Origin of the sequence: Bradyrhizobium sp. UFLA03-84 (assembly GCF_002289535.1) — a bacterium.
GTDB lineage: Bacteria > Pseudomonadota > Alphaproteobacteria > Rhizobiales > Xanthobacteraceae > Bradyrhizobium > Bradyrhizobium viridifuturi.
In genome coordinates, this window is record NZ_NSJY01000014.1 from 279,749 (window position 1) to 294,610 (window position 14,862).

A 14,862-nucleotide genomic window follows, 5' to 3' on the forward strand; every position below is an offset into this window, starting at 1 on the left:
ATCTCCATCATTGCGACCGGTTGGCTCGCGATGACGATAAAATTGGAACCGTTTCCAGATTGGACGAGTTGGAGGACTGAAGATGGACATCAAGCGCGCAGGAACGGTCTCGAGCCGGCGCGGTAACGCCGAATGGTTCACCGGCGCCGTCTGGGCTGACTCGATCGTCAACGCACCGGCGCCGGCGCGGGTGCAGGCCGCGCGGGTCACGTTCGAGCCGGGGGCGCGCACGGCGTGGCACACCCATCCGCTCGGCCAGACGCTCTACGTCACGGCCGGTGTGGGATATGTGCAGAGCTGGGACGGCCCGATCCGCTTGATCCGTCCAGGCGACGTGGTGTGGATTCCGCAGGGTGAGAAGCATTGGCACGGCGCCGCGCCGACCACCGGCATGAGCCACATCGCGATCCACGAAGCGCTCGCCGGCGACTACGCGACCTGGATGGAGCATGTCTCCGACGCGCAATACTCGGCGGCGCCGCAGGCGGATTGATCTTCGCCGCGCTACTTTCGTCCCCGCGCGGGCGTCGCCGGTGCGGCGCAGGAATGTCGCAGGATGAGGCGCGTCGGCAGGAACACCGGTTCGCTGCTGCCAGCGGGCTTGTCGTCGTCGCGGATCCGCTCCAGCAGCAGCCGCGCGGCGGTGCGGCCGACCTCGTTCATGTCCCAGCTCAGCGCCGAGATCGCCGGCGTCGCATGGCGGGCGAGGTCGGTGTCGCCGCTGCACACCAGCGAGACGTCCTGCGGATAGTGCAGGCCGTTGCTGGTGATCGCCTCCAGCACCTCGGCCAGCATGCTGGTGCCGAGCGAGATGATCGCGGTCGGCGGCTTTGCCGATTGCAGGAGCTGGCACACCGAGCTGAAGGCGGTGTTGGCGCCCTGCATATGCGGGCGGATCAGCGTGGGGTCGACCTCGATCTTCACCTCCTGGTGCGCCTGCCGGTAGCCCGCGAGCCGCTCCGTGCTCGGCAGCACCGCGGCGCTTCCGGTGAGCAGCGCGATCCGGCGATGGCCGAGGCCGATCAGATAACGCGTCGCCTCCAGCGCGCCGCCGCGGTGATCGACACGAACCGGGACGCTGCCCGGCACCTCGCGGTCCACGGTCACGCAGGGCAGGTCGAGCGTCGCCAGCCCCTTCATGAAGTCCTTGTGGGAATTGTCGCCGGCGAACAGCAGCAATCCATCCATCTGGCGGCGGCGCACCGCCGAAAGGAACGCGGCCTCGCGCGCCTCCTCGTGCTTGGTGGCGGCCAGCATCAACAGGAAGCCGGCGCGCTGGAACTCCTCTTCCGCCGCGCTCACCATGCCGGTGTAGTGCGGGTTGGAGAAATCGGCGACCATGCAGCCGATCGTGTTGGAGGCGCGCGAGCGCAGCGCCTGCGCCGCCTGGTCCGGCTCGAAGCCGAGACGCTTCACCGCGCGCATGATGCGGGCATGCAGTTCCGCGCTGGTATAGATGCCGCCATTGAGCGTGCGGCTGACGCTTGAGACCGACACGCCGGCCTCGGCCGCGACGTCACGAATCGTCGGTCGTGTCCGTCGCGCCTTTGTCATTCGTGGTTGAGCCCTGTCGATTCGGCAATGCCGTCGCCCGGCGCGCCAGTTGCGGCGTGCCAGCGGACGGCACAAAGCGAACCTAATCAGGCTCCGCCGTGAATCTCAAATGATTCTTGGGCTAGCGCCGTGAGGCGCTCAGGAACAGCGGCCGGAAGATGTCCAGGAATCCGGTCGCGGCCGGCGTCAGCGGGCGGTTCTTCAGCCGCAGGATCCCGATCTTGCGGACCAGCGGCGGCGAGACCAGCCGCTTGACGACCACGCCGCGCGGGGCGCGTGGCGGCAATGCCGAGGCCGGAACGATCGAGATGCCGACATTGGCCGCAACGAAGTCGTAGAGCGTGCCGAACTGCTCGACGACGGTGCTGTGCTTGAGCACGATGCCGCTCGCGGTTGCTACGCTGTCGATCTGCTGCCGCAGGCCAGAGCCGGTCGGAAGCGAGACGAACGCTTCGTTGCGCAGTTCGCGGAGGCTCAGCGTGTTGCTGTTTCGCAGCGGATGGCGCGAAGGCAGGATCGCGAAGCAGGACTCCTGCACCACGTCGTCGCCGACCACCTCCTGGCCGAGCGCGGTGACGTTGCCGACGCCAAAGTCGGCAAAGCCGCTGCGCACGTCTTCATAGACCTGGCTGCCGAGGCCCTCGCGCAGGTGAATTTCGACGCCCGGATGCGCCTTCCTGTATTTCAGCACGGCCTCCGGCACCACGTGGTGGGTGAGTGACAGCAGGCACGAGATGATCAGGCGTCCCTTGATCTGCTCGCCGAGCGCGCGGGCGTTGTCGACCTGGGTGCCGAGATCGGCGAGCAGGCGCTGGATCGACGCCGTGAACTCGCGGCCCGGTGCGGTCATGATGACGTTGCGCGTCGATCTGAGGAACAGCGAGACGCCGAGCTGCCGTTCGAGCTGAAGCACAAGGCGGCTCACCGCCGACTGCGTCATGCCGAGGTCGGCGGCGGCCGCGGTGAAGCTGCCGTACACCGCGACCGAGTTGGCGGCACGAAGATGTTTGAGGCTGACCTCGAACCGGCGTGGGCGTCGATCGCGCATAATTTATTCCATTTCAGCATCAATAATCCAGATTGGAAAATATTTGACCTATATGCCCTCCGCGTCAACGATGAAGACGACGACGGAGCGGCGAGCGGGAAGGGAATTGCGGATGATGGCGAGCGCGATGACGACGAGGCAAGGCGCGCTGCACGGTGTCCGCGTTCTCGATCTGACGCGGTTCTATTCGGGCCCGTTCGCGACCTTGATGCTGGCGGGCTTCGGCGCCGAGGTCATCCGCATCGACACCCCGGAGCAGGGCGATCCCGCCATGACCGGCCCGCCGTTCCTCGGCAAGGACGGCGTTGCGCTCGACCGCAAGCACGACAGCGATCTCGGCCTCGCTTATCTGAAGCGCTGCCGCGACAAGAAGTCGATCACGCTGAACATGCGCACGGCGGAGGGCATGGAGCTGTTCCATGCGCTGCTGCGCAAGTCGGACATCCTGGTCGAGAATCTGCGACCCGGCGCTGCCGAGCGGCTCGGGATCGACTACGAGGCGAACCGCCAGATCAATCCTTCCATCGTGCATTGCGCGCTGACCGGCTATGGCTCGACCGGCGCCGACCGGCGTCTCAAGGCCTACGACCTGATGATCCAGGCGGCCGCTGGATTGATGTCGATCACCGGTGCGCCGGATGGCGGTCCCAGCAAGGCCGGCACTGCGCTTGCCGACGGCATTACCGGCGCCTTTGCCGTCTCCGGCATCCTCGCCGCGCTGACCGAACAGCGCATCTCGGGACGAGGCCAGTTCGTCGACGTCGCGATGGCCGACTGCCTGCTGTCGCTGGTGCTCGACGAGCCCCTGGATTGCTATCCGCAGATGGGGATGGCGCCGCGGCAGGGCAATCGCATCATGCGGTTCTCGCCGTTCAATACCTATGCCACGCGCGACGGCGCGATCGCGCTCGGCGCCGCCACCAACGAGGACTGGCTGGCCCTATTGGGTGTGATGGACCGGCTGGACCTCGCTGCAGATGCGAAGTTCATGAACACCGGCTGGCGCGTTGCCAACAACGCGGTCATCGACGCGGTCGTCACCGAATGGACGCTGGGCCGCACCACGGCCGAGGCGATCGAGGCGCTCAATCGCGGCGATGTCGCCGCGAGCCCGATCCGTGACATCGACGACATCCTCGCCTGGGAGCATCTCGGAGCGCGCGACATGCTGCTGGCGGTCGAGCATCCGACCGAGCCGCTGGAGCAGCGGGTCATCGGCGCCGGATTCCCGATCAAGATGGGACGGACGCACAAGGGATACACCGCGCCGGCGCCGACGCTCGGGCAGAACAACCAGGAGATCTATGGCGGGCTGCTCGGCCTCTCCGGCGAGAGGATCGACGATTTGAAGTCAAGACGGATCATCTGAAAGCAAAGAGGCCGGCACACGCATTCCCACACGGGGAGCGTCGAGGATAGTCATGGCGAGGAAACGAACAATCACAGCTGCGGCGATCGCGTTGCTGGTCGGCAGCGCGATGGCGACGCCGGTTCGGGCGGAGGATGTGCAGCCGGTCAGGATCGGCGTGCTCACCGACATGTCGGGGATGTACCGCGACATCATGGGACCGGGCTCGGTGCTCGCAGCGAAGATGGCGGTCGAGGATTTCGGCGGCAAGGTGCTGGGCCGACCGATCGAGGTGATCTCCGGCGATCATCAGGCCAAGCCCGATGTCGGCGCGGCGATCGCCCGCAACTGGTTCGACAATGGCGGCGCCGACGTCATCGTCGATGTCGCGCAATCCGCCGTGGCGCTCGCGGTGCAGGAGCTGGCGCGGGCGCGCAACAAGATCGTCATCCATGGTGTGACCGGAAGTCCCGCCATCACCCAGCAGGCCTGCGCGGCGACCGCATTCTCATGGTCGCTCAATGCCTACGCCATTTCGGCACCGCTGCCGAAGCCGCTGATCGAGCGCGGGCTCGATACGTTCTTCTTTCTGTCGGCCGACTACTCTTTCGGCAAGGCGATGGAGGATGCCGCGGCGGGTGCGATCAAGGCGGCGGGAGGCAAGGTGCTGGGCTCGGTGCGCTTCCCACAGAACAATCCCGACTTCAGCTCCTTCCTGCTGCAGGCAGTGGCGTCGAAGGCCAAGGTGATCTGGCTGATCTCCGCCGCGGAGGACACCACCAACGCGCTGAAGCAGGCCAAGGAGTTCGGCATCGCCGAGGGCGGCCAGCACATCGTGGTGCCGCTGACCTACATCACCAATGTGCACGCGCTCGGGATCGCCAACGTGCAGGGGCTGACCTTTGCGACGCCGTTCTACTGGGACCGCACCGACAAGACGCGGGCCTGGTCGGAGCGCTTCTTCCGGCAGCATCATGCGATGCCGACCATGGACCAGGCCGCGGTCTACTCGGGAACGCTGCACTATCTCCGGGCGGTCGCGGCAGCGGGAACCCTGGACGGCCTGAAGGTCGCCGACGAGATCCGCAAGCTGCCGGTCAACGACATGTATGTCGAGAACGGCTCGGTGCGCGCCGACGGCTGGCTGATGCATCCGTTCTACATGGCGAGCATCAAGGCCCCCGGCGAGGTCAGGAAGCCCTGGGACTACTACACCATCGAGAAGGTCATTCCGGCTTCCGAGGCGGCGCAGCCGTTGTCGGAGAGCCAGTGCCCGCTCGTCGCTCAATCGCAATGACATCGACAAAGGAGAGACAATGTCCCGCGAAGTTCTCAAGATGTATTCGGACTACAAGAGCCCCTATGCCTGGCTGGCATTCGATCCGGTGTTCGAGCTCGAGAAGAGGTTCGACATCAAGGTGCAGTGGCGGCCGTTCCAGCTCCGGATCAAGGGCTCCGGCCAGCGCAGCGTCTATTCGGAATACAAGGTCAAGTATTCCTACATGGATGCACGGCGGACCGCGAACGAGCGCGGCGACAAGAAGATCATCCGCGGTCCGCTGAAGATCTTCGACACCGCGCCGGCGCTGATCGGCGGGTTGTTCGCGGAGAAGCAGGGTCGGCTGATCGAATACAGCCGCCTGGTTTATGAGCTGTTCTTCCGCCGCGAGCTCGCGGTCGACGAGGTCGACGCGGTCGAGCGCTTTATCGAATCGCTCGGGATGTCCGGTGCGGAATTCCGAGGTTATTTCGAGGGCGACGGCCGCCGTGAATATGAGGAGGCGCAGCAGGAGAGCCAGGGCGACCATATCTTCGGCGTGCCGATCTGCGTCTTCCGCGGCGAGCAGTTCTGGGGCAACGACCGGGTGCCGATGCTCGAGCGCCGGCTGCAGGAGGCCGGGCTGTCGCTGTCGCGCGAAAAGCAGCTGGCCTGAACCGTGCCGGAGGCTCCGATGATCGATCTTCATTTCGCGCCGACACCGAATGGCTGGAAGATTTCGATCATGCTCGAGGAATGCGGGCTGCCGTACACCGTCGTGCCCGTCAACATCACGCGCGGCGATCAGTTCAAGCCCGAATTCCGGAAGCTCAATCCCAATCGCCGGATCCCTGTCATCGTCGACAGGGATCCGCCCGGCGGAGGCGAGCCGCTGACGATCTTCGAATCCGGCGCGATATTGCTCTACCTTGCGGAAAAGACCGGCCGGTTCTCTCCACGCGACCTGCGTGGCCGCTATTGCGTGCAGCAATGGTTGATATGGCAGATGAGTGCGCTCGGGCCGATGCTCGGCCAGAACGGACATTTCTCGCTCTATGCGCCGGACAGGATTCCTTATGCCGTCGAGCGCTATGGCAACGAGGCGCGTCGTCTCTACGGCGTGCTTAACGATCGGCTGGGCGAGAACGCCTATGTCGCAGGTGACGACTATTCGATCGCCGACATCGCCTGCTTTCCCTGGGTGATGACCCACAAGGCGCAGGGTTTCCAGCTCGACGACTTCCCGCACATCAAGCGCTGGTTCACTGAGCTGCGCATGCGGCCGCTGCTCCAGAAGGGTCTGGCGGTCGGCCGGCGCGCGGTGCGCAAGACGCTGGACGGTGAGGCGCGCAGCAATCTGTTCGGAACGAGGCCGGCGAGCGGAGACACGCCCGCCGGAGCTCTGCAATCACTACAACCGGATCATTGAGATGACCTTGCCTCCAAAAATGCTGACCGGCTATCGCGTGCTCGATATCACCCAGTTCGTCGCAGGCCCGACCTGCACCCGTCTATTGGCCGAGGCCGGCGCCGACGTGATCAAGATCGAGCTCGCGCCATTCGGCGACCGGTCGCGCTTCCAGGGGCTCAAGCCGCGCGATCCCGCCTACAAGAACACCTCGCAGAGCACGTATTTCTTTCAGCAGAACCATTCGAAGCGCAGCCTCGCGCTCGACTTCAAGCATGAGAAGAGCCGCCAGATCCTGACCCGGCTCGCGGCCAAGGCCGACGTTCTGGTGGAGAACTTCACGCCCGGCGTGATGGAGCGCGCCGGACTTGGCTACGAGACGCTCAAGAAAATCAATCCGCGGCTGATCATGTGCTCGATCTCGTTTGCGGGGCAGACCGGTCCGCTGAGCGACAAGCCCGGCTTCGACTACATCGCGCAGGCCTTCGCCGGCATCACCGGCGTGATCGGCGATCCCGACGGGAAGCCGGCGCAGGTGCCGGTCGCGATCGGAGACGCTTCGACCGGCGTCGCCGCGGCGATGGCCGTCGGCTTTGCGCTGCTTCATCGCGAGCGCACCGGAGAAGGGCAGTTCATCGAATCGACGCTGCTCGACACGTATTTTCACATGCACGAGGCTAACGTGCCGAAGGTCTCGCTGCGCGGCGACAGTTTCGTGCCGCAGCGGGAGGGCTCGCTGCACCCGAATGGCGGTCCGGTCGGGGTGTTCGATTGCGGTCGGGGGGAGTTTCTCGTGATCTGCGCGCTGGCGCATCAATGGCCGCAAATGGTCCGCGCGTTGGGGCGGCCGGAGCTCGAGAACGATCCGCGGTTCGAGTCCGCGCGCGCCCGCGCCGACAACAGGGTGCTGGTGGGCGAGATCGTCGAAGCCTGGCTCAAGAGCTTCCCGTCGCGCGAGGCGGCGATTGCTGCATTGGAGCAGGAGCGGATTCCCTGCGCGCCGGTGCTGACGCTGAATGACGCCATGGCCCAGCCGCATCTGATCGAGCGCGGCACGGTCCGCCATGTCAGCGATCCCAGGATCGGCCAATTTGCGATTCCCGGTGCGCCGATGCGCTTCTCGGAATGGCCGCAACGCAGTGAGCTGACGGCCGACCTGCTCGGCGAGCACAATGAGGAGATCCTGGGCGAACTCGGACTGTCCGGGCAGGAGATCGACCAGCTCTATGCGGAGAAGGTGCTGGTGCAGGACAGGGAGTTGCGGGCCGGCAGGCCGCTCAGGCAGACGGGCTGAGCCGTGCCGCGATCAGACCTGCGGCGGTTACGCCGACGCGGGCCGATCGAAATAGGCGAACGCGGCGCTGGTCAGGCCGCCGAGCAGGGACCAGAACACCAGGCTGGTCAGGGTGACGGCGACCACGAACTGATGCGACAAGGACGAGGGCACGTTGCTCTCGACATGATCGAGCTCGGGCGCGCCGATCAGATGCGGCAGCATGATCAGGACCACGCCGGCGATCGCGGCCGGCATCGAGCGGCGAAATACGATCAGCCCGAGGCCGGCTGCTGTCGCCAGCACCGCGATCGTCCACCAGATCTGACGCGAGAGCAGCGGAGCGGTGGGCACACCCGGCAATTCAGGCGGCAGCCCAAGGCCGGGGGCGATGGTGAAGACGGCAAAGCCGGCGAGCCCCCACATCAGTCCTTCGTGCCAGGAGATCGCCTCGCCAGTGGCGCCGCTGCGAACCGAAAAGAAGCCGCAGAGCAGAAGCGCAAAGCCGATCGCGGTCAGGATGTTCGCGCCCGCCGTGTAGAGATTGCGCTCCAGCCCGTCCTTCGGCTCCCAGGCCTGTGCGCCATGATCATGATCGGCGTGATCGTGGACGAGGATGGCGTGCGGCGGCGCCGAGGCTTCGTGCTTGTGCTCGGCCGCCTTCTCATAGACCTCGGCCCTGAGGATCAGGGGAACGGTGCCGAACTGCTGGACCGCGGTGACGATCAGGCCGACGATGAATCCCGCGATGACCGACGAGAAGACGATCGAGCGAAACGTATTCATGCCGACGTGGTCAGTGGCAGGGGAATGCGTTGGAGTGGCGCACATCGTGCGCGGCATTGTGGATCACGTCGATGTGCGAGAAGCCGACCACGCCGACGATGAACAGGCCGAGCGTCATGGCCATCAGGGACTGGGTAAGCCGGCCGACCTGTCGGGTGGCAACCGGCAGATGCTGGGCTTGCGCGGTCTGGGACTGGCTCATCATCGTTCTCCACATTCGATTTGGTCGGCTTCTAGCAGCTTTCGGGCGATATCGCGACTGGTAAGATGCAGATTTGTTCCAACGGGGATGCCCTTGCGCAGGATCTTGGCGCGGGCCGCGGCCCTGAGCGAGTCTGCATGACGCTCGAAATAGCTGAGGCAGGCCTCGGGCACCGGCTCCGCGCCAAGCAGCGTCCGAAACGCCCCCCGATGTACCGCGCAGATCGCGCCGTGCTCCGGGACGGGAAACACCAGGGAGGCGATGTCGGCGCGCCACTGGGCGGCGTTTTTCGCGGCGCCGCTGCCGGTCGGAGATTCGTCAGCGCCGGATGGTGAATTCACCGGGACCTCGCCGCGATTCCCACCTGGCCTGCTCGAGCTCCGGACGGTCACATTCTGCCTGAGGGTAGCCGATGCAGAGGTAGCCGATAAACTTCCAGCCGTCCGGTACCTCCAGGATCTCACGAACCCGGCCCGGATTGAGGATCGATACCCAGCCGAGTCCAATGCCTTCAGCACGTGCGGCAAGCCACATCGAGCAGATCGCGGCCACCACGGAATATTCAGACGTCTCCGGCATCGTCGCGCGGCCGAGACCGGAGCCGATCTGGTCGCTCTTCTCGGCGAACACGGCGAGGTGGCCTGGCGCCTCTTCAAGACCTGACAGCTTCAATGCCGCATATTTTGTGGCACGTTCGCCTGAGTAGGAGCGCAGCGCGTCGGCGTTGCATGCCTTGAAATCCTCGATGACAGCGCGGCGCCGTTCCGCGTCGTCGACGATGACGAACCGCCAGGGCTGGCTCAACCCGACCGAAGGCGACAGGCAGGCGATCTCGATCAGGCGCTCGATCGACCCATCGGGCAGTGGATCGGTCCGGAAGCGCCGCACGTCGCGCCGCCACACGAAAAGCTCATGCAGTTGCCGGCGAAACGCATCGTCGAATGAGACCATCGCGGGGCCTTTGGCAGGATCGATCTCGGAGTTCATTTGAGTTTCATCGGCAGGCCGGCAACGACGAACTCGACCTCGTCGGCAGCGCCGGCGACGGCCTGGTTCATCAGGCCGGCCGCGTCGCGAAAAGTCCGCGCCAGCGCGTTGTCGGGCACGATGCCGAGGCCGACCTCGTTGGTGACCAGGATGACCGGGCTGTGCTGGCGCGGCAGCGCCTCGGCAAGGCGCGTCACTTCCTGCGACCAATCGCGCTCCGCATGCAGCAGGTTGGACAGCCAGAGCGTCAGGCAATCGACCAGCCTTGCGCCGCCGCCGTCGGTCTCGGTCAATGCCGCGACGAGATCGAGCGGCACCTCGCGCTCGATCCAGTCGTTGCCGCGCCGCGCGCGATGCCTAGCGATCCGCTCATCCATTTCAGCATCCAGCGCCTCGGCGGTGGCAATATACACCGGCTGGCCCGGAAGCGAGCGCGCGCGAAGTTCGGCGCGCCGGCTTTTGCCGGACCGGGCTCCGCCCGTGATCAGAATGACCGCCATCTCATCTCCTGCGCGACCGGTATCCGCGTCGCTCGAAACGCTCTAACCACCAATCGCGATGAAAGACAAAGCCGAAATCCACCCGCGGAGGGCTTGCACTCGCCCAATGTCTTGCGCATCAGGGGGATCGCGGCGAGGAGAGGGTTAAGTGGGATTTGCGGGAGCGATGGCAGTGGCGATGGCTGTGGACGCCTTGATCGGCTGGCCGGCGTGGCTGTTTGCCCGCATCGGTCATCCCGTGACCTGGCTCGGCCGGTTGATCCATCTGCTCGATACCAGCTGGAACCGGGCCTCCGATCGGCCGGGGCTGCGCCGCGCCGCCGGCCTTGCGACGGCCGTGCTGGTGATTGCGCTGGCGACGGCGCTGGGCTGGGCCGTTCAGTCCCTGCTCGCATCCGGGTGGGTGCATGTCGTTGTCGTGGGCGTCCTGGCCTGGCCGCTGGTGGCGCTGCGCTCGCTGCATGACCATGTCACCGCGGTGGCCCATCCACTCGCATCCGGCGACATCGCGGCCGCGCGTTCAGCGGTTGCGCAGATCGTTGGGCGCGATCCGGCCACGCTCGACGACGCCGGCATCGCGCGCGCGACCATCGAGAGCCTTGCCGAGAATGCATCCGACGGCATCGTGGCGCCGGTGTTCTGGGGCGCGCTGTTCGGCCTGCCGGGAATCCTCGGCTACAAGGCGATCAACACGCTGGACTCGATGATCGGCCATCGCACCGAGCGGCACGAAGCCTTCGGCTGGGCCGCCGCGCGGATCGATGATCTCGCCAACCTCATTCCGGCGCGGCTGACCGGCCTCCTGTTCGTGCTGCTCGCGCCAAACCGCGCGCAGGCGTGGTCATGCATGTTGCGCGATGCGCGACGGCATCGCTCACCGAATGCCGGATGGCCGGAAGCGGCGATGGCCGGCGCACTCGGGGTGCGGCTCAGCGGGCCGCGTATCTATCACGGCAGCATCGCGGACGAGCCCTGGCTGAACGAGGCGGCGCGCGATCCGGCCGCCGCTGATGTCCTCACCGGGCTGAAACTGTATCGTTACGCCATGATAGTGCTGGCCGCGGCGTTCGTGGCCCTGGCGCTGGCGTGAAGGAGCGGTGGATGCGTGAGCATGGCGGAAATCTCGATGTCGCCCAGCAACGCTTCGGCGGCGCCGCGGAAGACTGGATTGATCTGTCGACCGGGATCAATCGGGCGCCGTATCCTGACGTCGGCGTGGAGCCGCGGCAATGGAGCGCGTTGCCGTCGCGATCCGAGATCGAATCCCTTCACGCGGCTGCGCGGCAGGCCTACGGCACCGACGCGCCGATCGTGGCGATCGGCGGCGCACAGGCCGCCATTCAGTTGCTGCCGAGCCTGGCGTCGCGCGGGCAAGCGCGCATTCTTGCGCCGACCTACAATGAGTATGCCGGCGTGTTCTCGGCGGCGGGCTGGGACGTTGCCGAAGTGTCCGAGCTCGCAGCGCTCGCGGGCGCGGACATTGCCGTCGTCGTCAATCCGAACAATCCGGATGGGCAGCGCCATGATCGGCACGAGCTGCTGGCACTGTTGCCGCGCGTCGGCCGGCTCGTCATCGACGAGAGTTTTGCGGACGCCGTATCCGGCATCTCGCTTGCGCCAGACGCAGGACGCGCCGGTCTCCTGATCCTGCGCTCTTTCGGCAAGTTCTACGGGCTCGCCGGCTTGCGGCTCGGCTTCGCTGTCGGCAACGAGCGCGACATTGCCACGCTTGCGGCGATGACAGGCCCATGGCCGATCTCGGGGGCGGCGATTGCGATCGGACGGCGGGCCCTGCTCGATCGCGACTGGGCGAGGGCAACGATCGCGCGTTTGGCGGACGACTGCGTCAGGCTCGACGCAGCGGCACAATCGCGCGGCTGGACGCCGGTCGGCGGCACGCCGCTGTTCCGGCTCTACGAGACCGGCGATGCACTCGCCGCGCAAGAGACGCTTGCCCGCGGCCAGATCTGGTCGCGCGTCTTCCAGCAGAAGCCGGGATGGCTGCGCCTCGGTCTGCCCGGCAATGAGGTTGAATGGTCCCGCCTCTCGGCCGCCTTGTCGCGCTGATTTCTTGACGCGTTTTCTTCACGCGAACCGGTGTCCACTTCGCTCGAAACGCTTTAGCGTGCCAGCGCGAGCAGGCCTGCGACATCGAGATGGGTCTCGATGTGCTCGGCAAGCGCGTCGAGCGCGCTCTCGACCCTGGCGCCGTACGGCTGATCCGCCGCTGGAATATCGAGCTGCGCAAGGAATGCCTTGCGGAATTCGTCTGACGTGAACAGGCCGTGCAGATAACTGCCGTGAACCCGCCCGTCGCCGGAAATGGCACCTTCAGCGACGCCGTCGAGCCGTGCAAAAGGCCGGGCGCGATCCGGACCGTCGGTGCGGCCGATATGGATCTCGTAGGCGCTGATCGGCTGACCGGTCGCAGCGTGCACGGCGCTGACGCGGGTCAGCGTCTTCTGCTCGGTCATGGTGGTGGTGACATCGAGCAGGCCGAGGCCGCGCGTCTCGCCGGCGGGGCCTTCGATCCCGTCGGGATCGGTGACGCTCTGCCCAAGCATCTGGTATCCGCCGCACAGGCCGAGGACATGGCCGCCGCGGCGATGATGCGCCACGAGATCGATATCCCAGCCCTGCGCGCGCAGGAAGGCGAGGTCGCCGCGGGTCGATTTCGAGCCGGGCAGGATGACGAGCCTGGCATCACCGGGGATGGCTTCACCGGGACGCACCATCACGAGATCGACACCGGGTTCGAGCTTGAGCGGATCGAGATCGTCGAAATTGGCGATCCGTGACAGTGCCAGAAACGCGATCTTGCACCGGCCGGGCTTGCGGGCGTCGGCGAGCCCGAGTGCGTCTTCGGCAGGTAACTCGCCGGCGCGAGCGAACCAGGGCAGCACGCCGAAGCCGCGCCAGGCGGTGCGGGCTTCGATCAGGCGGTAGCCGTCGTCGAACAGCGAGGGATCACCGCGGAACTTGTTGATGACGAAGCCGTGGACCATTGCGGCATCGTCGGGATCGACCACCGTCTTGATGCCGACGAGCTGCGCGATCACGCCGCCGCGGTCGATGTCGCCGACCAGCACCACGGGCACGTCAGCCCTGCGCGCAAAGCCCATATTGGCGATGTCGGACCTCCGCAGGTTGACCTCGGCGGGACTGCCGGCGCCTTCGACCAGCACGAGGTCGGCACGCGCCTTCAGCCGCTCGAAACTCTCCAGCACTGCGCCCATCAGCTGTGGCTTCATGCCGGCATATTCGCGCGCGCGGGCGGTGGCGATCCGCTTGCCCTGCACGATGACCTGGGCGCCGACATCGGTTTCGGGTTTCAGCAACACCGGGTTCATGTCGGTGTGGGGCTCGACGCCGGCGGCCAGCGCCTGCAAGGCCTGCGCGCGTCCGATCTCGCCGCCGTCGACGGTCACGGCGGCATTGTTCGACATGTTCTGCGGCTTGAACGGCAGCACGCGCAGGCCGCGCCGCGTGGCGGCGCGCGCGAGGCCGGCGACGATGAGCGACTTGCCCACGTCCGAGCCGGCTCCCTGGATCATCAATGCGCGCGCCATGGCGTTCGGCTCTTAGAACTCGACGCCCGGCTGGGCCTTGATGCCGGAGCGGAACGGATGCTTCACCAGTGTCATCTCGGTGACGAGGTCGGCGATCTCGATCAACTCGTCCTTGGCGTTGCGACCGGTGAGCACGACATGCGTCATCGGCGGCTTGGACGTGGTCAGGAAGTCGACGACGTCGGCGATCGCGAGATAGTCGTAGCGAAGCGCGATGTTGATCTCGTCGAGCACCACCATGCGCAGGTTCTCGTCTGCGATCAGCTGCTTGGCCTTTTCCCAGCCGGCTTGCGCCGCCGCGATGTCGCGGGCGCGATCCTGCGTCTCCCAGGTAAAGCCTTCCCCCATCGCGTGGAATTGACAGAGATCGCCGAAATGCCCGGTGAGCAGGCGGCGCTCGCCGGTATCCCAGGCCCCCTTGATGAACTGCACCACGGCGCAGGGAAAGCCGTGCGCCACGCAGCGCATGATCATGCCGAAGGCGGAGGACGATTTTCCTTTGCCGGCGCCGGTATGAACGATGATCAGGCCTTTTTCGCCGCTCTTGGTCGCCATGATGCGATCCCTGGCAGCCTTCTTTTTCGCCATCTTGTCGGCGTGGCGCGCGTCCAGCGATGGGTCGGTGCCGACGGCGCCGTCCTCAGCGTCGTTTCCATCAGAAATCATCACGTTCCTTCGGCTTGACAAGTGCGAGGCTTGGACGAATGGTGGGCCCGCGTTGGTTCCTGTCCTACGACAGGCGAACAGGGAATGCGATAGGGCTGAGACCGCAAGGTCGGCCTGAAACGCAGCCGCCCCCGCGACCGTGACCGGAGAGATGCCCAAGCCACTGATTCCGTAAGGAGTCGGGAAGGTGGGCATCAAAGGAGAAATCCTACTCCGCAAGCCGGGAGACCTGCCAGCGCAGCATGTTGTGAGACCGGCGGACG

Annotated in this window: 17 protein-coding genes and 1 riboswitch; of the genes, 8 read left to right on the forward strand and 9 right to left on the reverse strand. The window is 66.0% G+C overall.

All coding sequences use genetic code 11. The features are described from left to right. The first annotated feature begins 82 nt into the window (after positions 1–82). The gene (locus CK489_RS22940; protein ID WP_095733896.1) at positions 83–493 is read left to right on the forward strand and encodes a (R)-mandelonitrile lyase; all 411 of its coding nucleotides are present in this window, start codon (positions 83–85) and stop codon (positions 491–493) included. An 11-nt stretch (positions 494–504) separates the two neighbouring features. Here CK489_RS22940 and CK489_RS22945 read toward each other — a convergent pair whose 3' ends face one another. Both CK489_RS22945 and CK489_RS22950 read right to left on the reverse strand, forming a co-directional pair. Beyond that, entirely contained in the window at positions 505–1,554 is a 1,050-nt protein-coding gene (locus CK489_RS22945) for a LacI family DNA-binding transcriptional regulator (protein ID WP_095733897.1), read from the reverse strand. A 121-nt stretch (positions 1,555–1,675) separates the two neighbouring features. Then, the gene (locus CK489_RS22950) at positions 1,676–2,602 is read right to left on the reverse strand and encodes a LysR family transcriptional regulator (protein WP_095733898.1); all 927 of its coding nucleotides are present in this window, start codon (positions 2,600–2,602) and stop codon (positions 1,676–1,678) included. A gap of 127 nt (positions 2,603–2,729) precedes the next feature. Between CK489_RS22950 and CK489_RS22955 the strand changes: the two genes are divergently transcribed. The 5 genes from CK489_RS22955 to CK489_RS22975 are packed head-to-tail and all read left to right on the forward strand — an operon-like array spanning position 2,730 to position 7,910. Next, on the forward strand, positions 2,730–3,971 hold the full coding sequence (locus CK489_RS22955) for a CaiB/BaiF CoA transferase family protein (protein WP_158226486.1): 1,242 nt from the start codon (positions 2,730–2,732) through the stop codon (positions 3,969–3,971). Positions 3,972–4,023: 52 nt separating this feature from the next. Next, positions 4,024–5,247 carry an ABC transporter substrate-binding protein gene (locus CK489_RS22960; protein ID WP_095733900.1) on the forward strand — a complete coding sequence of 408 codons (1,224 nt, stop codon included), beginning with the start codon at positions 4,024–4,026 and terminating at the stop codon, positions 5,245–5,247. 19 nt (positions 5,248–5,266) lie between these two features. Then, positions 5,267–5,884: a DsbA family protein gene (locus tag CK489_RS22965; RefSeq protein WP_095733901.1), complete on the forward strand. Its 618-nt coding sequence runs from the start codon at positions 5,267–5,269 to the stop codon at positions 5,882–5,884. Between the two features lie 18 nt (positions 5,885–5,902). Then, on the forward strand, positions 5,903–6,637 hold the full coding sequence (locus CK489_RS22970) for a glutathione binding-like protein (RefSeq protein ID WP_095733902.1): 735 nt from the start codon (positions 5,903–5,905) through the stop codon (positions 6,635–6,637). 1 nt (position 6,638) lies between these two features. After that, entirely contained in the window at positions 6,639–7,910 is a 1,272-nt protein-coding gene (locus tag CK489_RS22975; RefSeq protein ID WP_095733903.1) for a CaiB/BaiF CoA transferase family protein, read from the forward strand. A gap of 27 nt (positions 7,911–7,937) precedes the next feature. On the opposite strand, the gene CK489_RS22980 is transcribed toward CK489_RS22975, so the two are convergent. The 5 genes from CK489_RS22980 to cobU are packed head-to-tail and all read right to left on the reverse strand — an operon-like array spanning position 7,938 to position 10,364. After that, complete coding sequence (locus CK489_RS22980) at positions 7,938–8,675, reverse strand: CbtA family protein (protein ID WP_095733904.1); 738 nt, start codon at positions 8,673–8,675, stop codon at positions 7,938–7,940. Between the two features lie 10 nt (positions 8,676–8,685). Continuing rightward, complete coding sequence (locus tag CK489_RS22985) at positions 8,686–8,880, reverse strand: CbtB domain-containing protein (RefSeq protein WP_502694139.1); 195 nt, start codon at positions 8,878–8,880, stop codon at positions 8,686–8,688. Further along, complete coding sequence (locus tag CK489_RS22990) at positions 8,877–9,218, reverse strand: DUF1488 family protein (protein ID WP_095733905.1); 342 nt, start codon at positions 9,216–9,218, stop codon at positions 8,877–8,879. Before CK489_RS22990 ends, CK489_RS22985 begins: the two co-directional genes overlap by 4 nt. Next, positions 9,196–9,828: a 5,6-dimethylbenzimidazole synthase gene (bluB, locus tag CK489_RS22995; RefSeq protein WP_095734621.1), complete on the reverse strand. Its 633-nt coding sequence runs from the start codon at positions 9,826–9,828 to the stop codon at positions 9,196–9,198. The genes CK489_RS22990 and bluB overlap by 23 nt, the downstream gene beginning before the upstream one ends. A 32-nt stretch (positions 9,829–9,860) precedes the next feature. Further along, on the reverse strand, positions 9,861–10,364 hold the full coding sequence (gene cobU / locus CK489_RS23000; protein ID WP_095733906.1) for a bifunctional adenosylcobinamide kinase/adenosylcobinamide-phosphate guanylyltransferase: 504 nt from the start codon (positions 10,362–10,364) through the stop codon (positions 9,861–9,863). 166 nt (positions 10,365–10,530) lie between these two features. On the opposite strand from cobU, the gene cbiB reads away from it, so the two are divergent. Next, positions 10,531–11,454: an adenosylcobinamide-phosphate synthase CbiB gene (gene cbiB / locus CK489_RS23005; RefSeq protein WP_095733907.1), complete on the forward strand. Its 924-nt coding sequence runs from the start codon at positions 10,531–10,533 to the stop codon at positions 11,452–11,454. A gap of 11 nt (positions 11,455–11,465) precedes the next feature. Continuing rightward, positions 11,466–12,431: a threonine-phosphate decarboxylase CobD gene (gene cobD, locus CK489_RS23010; RefSeq protein ID WP_095734622.1), complete on the forward strand. Its 966-nt coding sequence runs from the start codon at positions 11,466–11,468 to the stop codon at positions 12,429–12,431. Positions 12,432–12,484: 53 nt separating this feature from the next. Here the strand turns inward: cobD and CK489_RS23015 are convergent, their stop codons facing one another. Both CK489_RS23015 and cobO read right to left on the reverse strand, forming a co-directional pair. Then, complete coding sequence (locus tag CK489_RS23015) at positions 12,485–13,933, reverse strand: cobyric acid synthase (RefSeq protein WP_095733908.1); 1,449 nt, start codon at positions 13,931–13,933, stop codon at positions 12,485–12,487. A 12-nt stretch (positions 13,934–13,945) separates the two neighbouring features. Then, positions 13,946–14,599 carry a cob(I)yrinic acid a,c-diamide adenosyltransferase gene (gene cobO / locus CK489_RS23020; RefSeq protein ID WP_095733909.1) on the reverse strand — a complete coding sequence of 218 codons (654 nt, stop codon included), beginning with the start codon at positions 14,597–14,599 and terminating at the stop codon, positions 13,946–13,948. A gap of 36 nt (positions 14,600–14,635) precedes the next feature. Beyond that, positions 14,636–14,850, forward strand: a riboswitch (cobalamin riboswitch). Positions 14,851–14,862: the final 12 nt, after the last annotated feature.